2 protein-coding genes and 1 pseudogene are annotated in these 4001 nt (G+C 34.1%); all 3 read right to left on the bottom strand.

Translation table 11 applies throughout. From position 1 onward, the window contains the following. Positions 1 to 164 precede the first annotated feature (164 nt). Entirely contained in the window at positions 165 to 1058 is an 894-nt protein-coding gene (locus FT12353_RS08440; protein ID WP_203619399.1) for an ABC transporter ATP-binding protein, read from the bottom strand. A 299-nt stretch (positions 1059 to 1357) separates the two neighbouring features. Next, entirely contained in the window at positions 1358 to 1831 is a 474-nt protein-coding gene (locus FT12353_RS08435) for a hypothetical protein (RefSeq protein WP_203619398.1), read from the bottom strand. A 1941-nt stretch (positions 1832 to 3772) separates the two neighbouring features. Further along, positions 3773 to 4001: pseudogene (locus FT12353_RS08430) on the bottom strand (hypothetical protein); the annotation flags it as partial.

Genomic DNA, 4001 nt, shown 5'->3' with positions numbered 1-4001 from the left:
AATCGGCTTACTTTCTGTAGATGATTTTGATTCTTTTTGAGAGTATTGCTGAAATGCGATCCCCACAATAGCTAGAAGTATCGGAAGTACAATCATCCAATAATAAGAGAATTTAGTAATTTTTTGAAGAAAAACCTGTCTAGCAACAGCAAATATTTTATGAATCATTTGTTTATCTCCGTTGTTATTTTGAATATTTCATTTAAGCTAGGACTAAACAAACGATATCCAGTTAAGTTAAATCTTTTTTGTGCTGTCATTAATGTCTGTTTGGCATATGAATCATTTACAAAGGATAGCTGTAAACCAGGGGAATCTACTGTTACTTTTTGAATTCCCTCTAACTGGATAGCCTCCTCATAAGAATAACCATTTTCAATATAAAGGTTACGTCGTCCGAATGACTCCCGGACATCAAATAAATTACCAGATAAAGCAATATGCCCGTCCGTTAAAAGAATTATTTCATCAGATATTTTATCTACGTTTTCCATATTGTGTGAGGAAAAAAGAATAGTTGTTCCATTTTCTTTAAGCGATAAGAGTAAATTAATTAGTTTATCTGTATTAACAGGATCTAAACCGGAAAATGGTTCATCTAAAATTAGTAGTTCAGGTTCGTGGATTAAAGTAGTAATCAATTGTACTTTTTGTTGATTCCCTTTAGAAAGTGAAGATATTTTATCCGATAGTTTTCCTTTCACAGATAGTAATTCAAGCCATTTCGACAGATTTTTTTTTGCTTTTTTTTTATCATAATTATGAAGTTCAGCAAAATATAGAATTACTTGTTCTATTGTCATATCGGAAAATAGTCCGCGTTCTTCGGCCATATAGCCGATTAAGTCTTTAGATTCATCCGATATTGTTGATCCGTTTAGGGTTATATTCCCACTTTCTGGCTGGATAAAGTTGAGTATAGACTTAAAAATTGTCGACTTCCCAGCTCCGTTTTTTCCAATAATAGCTAAAATTTCACCTCTATTTAGTTGAAAAGAAACATTAGAAACGGCAGTTAGGTTGTTATATTTTTTTGTAATATTTTGAACATTAAGCATAATATCTTCTATTTTTCTCTCAAATTTTTATAGTGTATTAAAAAAGGAACCCAAGGGTTCCCACACTATTTTAGCTAGCCTTTGGTGAATTAAACCACATCAAAGCTGCAACTGTTGCACCTGCAATCAAAAAAGGCATAATATATCTCCTCTCTTCTATATTTTGTGATTTATACCACATAATTATTATATCTAATAATCCTGAATATTTTCAATAAAAATTCTATTTTTAAGGGATTCATTCAGTACTATAAAGAACTAAGATTAATTTGTTGTAGAGAAATTTTAAAGACTACGTTTTAAAATCGATGTAAAATTTGTGACCAAAACCCTTTTTTAGTACGATTAACGTTTAATAATTTTTCGTTATTTCTATCTAGCTTTTTTTGTAAGTCAGCTTGGAGTTTTTGAGATTGATCGGCAAGTTGATTGGCCATTTTTATTTGTTCATCTTTGGCTTTCAGTTGCTCATTTTGTGTTGATATTTGTTTTTGTAAATCCGATATTTGGTTTCTAAGTTCTTTTTCTATAACAGAAAAAGTGTCTCCTTTAAGTGTCTCCTTTGCGTGTCTCTTTTCTTGTGAGGAGACACTTTTGGAGACACTTTTTTTGTGTGATTTAGTCCCGTTTTTTAATTTTTTTAGGTCTTCTTTTGTATATTGCCCGTTTAGCTCTAAGCCTATGTTTTTAGCCTTTTTATAAAGGTAAGACCGTGATAATCCAACCTCATTTGCAAGCTCGGTTGTTGTTAGTTTAAAAGTGTCTCTTTTCATGTGTCTCATTATCCCATAAGGAGACACTTTTGGAGACACAAATAGGAGACACTCTCTTAAATGAATTTGAGATTTTTCTTGGCAAAATCTCAAAGTATTGCTATGATTGCCTTATCAGCGAGAGCTAAAACATTTGAATACGAAAAAAGGCCATCAAGAACCCGGCAAGGTTCTCGATGGCCTGCACAGTAACTGCCACAACAGTTGCCATGCATTTATCTTCTTACAATTTCAACGGGTCTCCCCTATACGAAATATTCTAACGTTTGAAGAATAAATAATCAACCAAAATAAACATTTGGGAGATCGCATAGCAACCAGCTAGGCGGTCTCCTTTTTAGTTACTGTGACGGCTTTTGATTTCCTTAGGGCTGTTATCCTATAAGGCTGATACGGGACAGGCGTGTACCCGTAAGGAGGGAGGCAGTGTTCCGTCCAAACCACGTCCAAAGGTTGCTTAGCACGCAACTGGGCAATGAATAATTGGACATGGGTTGGCTCGCCCAGCAAGTGATTGGCAAAGTAGTGGCTCTCAGATTAGCACCTGAGAGGCTCTGAGAGACGTTTTAAGCTCAGAGCGGAAGTCTGGCTAAGCATAACCCGTCAAAGACGGGAGAGTGGGCAGAATGCTCTTTAAACGATGTTAGCGACTTGACCAAAGCGATGGCTCTTAGCTATACCTTGGAAAAGCCCTTAAGTATTCTCTTTTTTGAGATTTACCTAAGGGCTCTCTCTGCTCAAAACAACTTGCTGCCCTTGGCTGGGGTTAGTGCGAAAGTCAAGTAAAGTCTTTTGGTTTTTTAGAGAAAATAGATTAAAACAAATTGATTGATAAAGAAATGTTTTTCGGATAAAGAAAAAAAGATCCTGCGTTGTTTGCGCATGAAGTCGTTAGACTTCACAGCAAATAAGTAGGCCAGATGACCGTTAGGTCATCACTAGAAAAAACTATTTGGCATGTTATTCGTAAAATTATTTTAGCTTGTTTTTGATTATTTATTCTTTCAGAAAACCTCTTCATTTCATCAAAATTATTTTTATAGCATGCGTTAAAAATAGCTAAAAATGAAAAAAGTGTTTGGGTTAAAATCATCAAAAAAATACCGACAGTAAGAATTTCATTTTGCCAATTTCGCGCTAAAATCTTTTTTACTGGACTGGATGGGAGGTTTTTGGCAAGTTTTGTTTTCGTTCAAAGGGAAAATTGATCGTTAAAATCATTTTGCTTGTTCGGTTGAAATCGGAAAATAGCTTCACGATGTTGCTAATTTTTTTCGCCCTAAAAAACAGTGTCATTATCAAAAATTGAGTTGTAACAGGTTAAGGGGGATTGTCGGCACATTGTGCCTTAACCCCGCTGTGCGGGCAATCCCAGTGCATGCACTTTTTCCGAAATGTGTTACTCATGTAATACACATGTGTTACATGAGTAACACAAAAAAATTTATAAAAAATGAGCCCAAAAGAGAAAATTGTTTGTCGTCAATTTGAGTCCAAATTGACTTTTTATGCCAACACCGACAAGTGTTGTTTTTGACTTTTTGCTGACGAGAAAAAAATCAAAATCATCGTTTTTTTGTTTCTTACGTAATCAATAATTCTGGTATTATGGAAACATAAACGAGCCATGGTGATGCCAAATTTTGGCGTGTGCTAAATTATCATGGTCAACGAAACGAGGTGAAACCCGTTTCGTTTTTTTTTTAGAAATTTAGTCTCATAAACATTCTCAGAATTGATTTTTTCACAAAACCAGAATGGCTTGAAAACAGCTTTCTGAGAAGTAGACCAATTGTTTGAGTCCAAATTGAGCAAGTGTGCTTATCATAAAAGAAAGACCAGCCCCCAAATTTGGGGACTGGTCTTTTTTACTTTCGGTAATCGACATTATGTTAAGTAGGCTGAATGCTATTCTCGTTGACAAACTATATAAAGAATAAATTATTTAGTGAGCTTTTTTGATAAATTATTTTGAACAGATAAAAATATGTTTTTAAAAAATCCTTGTTTTGAGTATGAAAAGGCATTTTTTTCATAAGTAATTGCTGCTAATTTATACATTACTATTGTGAATATTAAAGTGATTAATATTGAAATTGCAACTTGTTGTATACCCACAACATTATTTGCTATTCTGGTGGGCATAATCGCATATGATGTAAATGGTATA

This window comes from Fructobacillus tropaeoli, from assembly GCF_016860625.1.
In the GTDB taxonomy this organism is placed as follows: domain Bacteria; phylum Bacillota; class Bacilli; order Lactobacillales; family Lactobacillaceae; genus Fructobacillus; species Fructobacillus tropaeoli.
Note: the sequence above shows the minus strand (reverse complement) of the source record. Positions and strands in the feature narration are given on the sequence as shown.

Coding starts and splice junctions, on each gene's coding strand:
- FT12353_RS08440 (WP_203619399.1), bottom strand. CDS start 1,058: ATGCTTAATGTTCAAAATATTACAAAAAAATATAACAACCTAACTGCC.
- FT12353_RS08435 (WP_203619398.1), bottom strand. CDS start 1,831: ATGAAAAGAGACACTTTTAAACTAACAACAACCGAGCTTGCAAATGAG.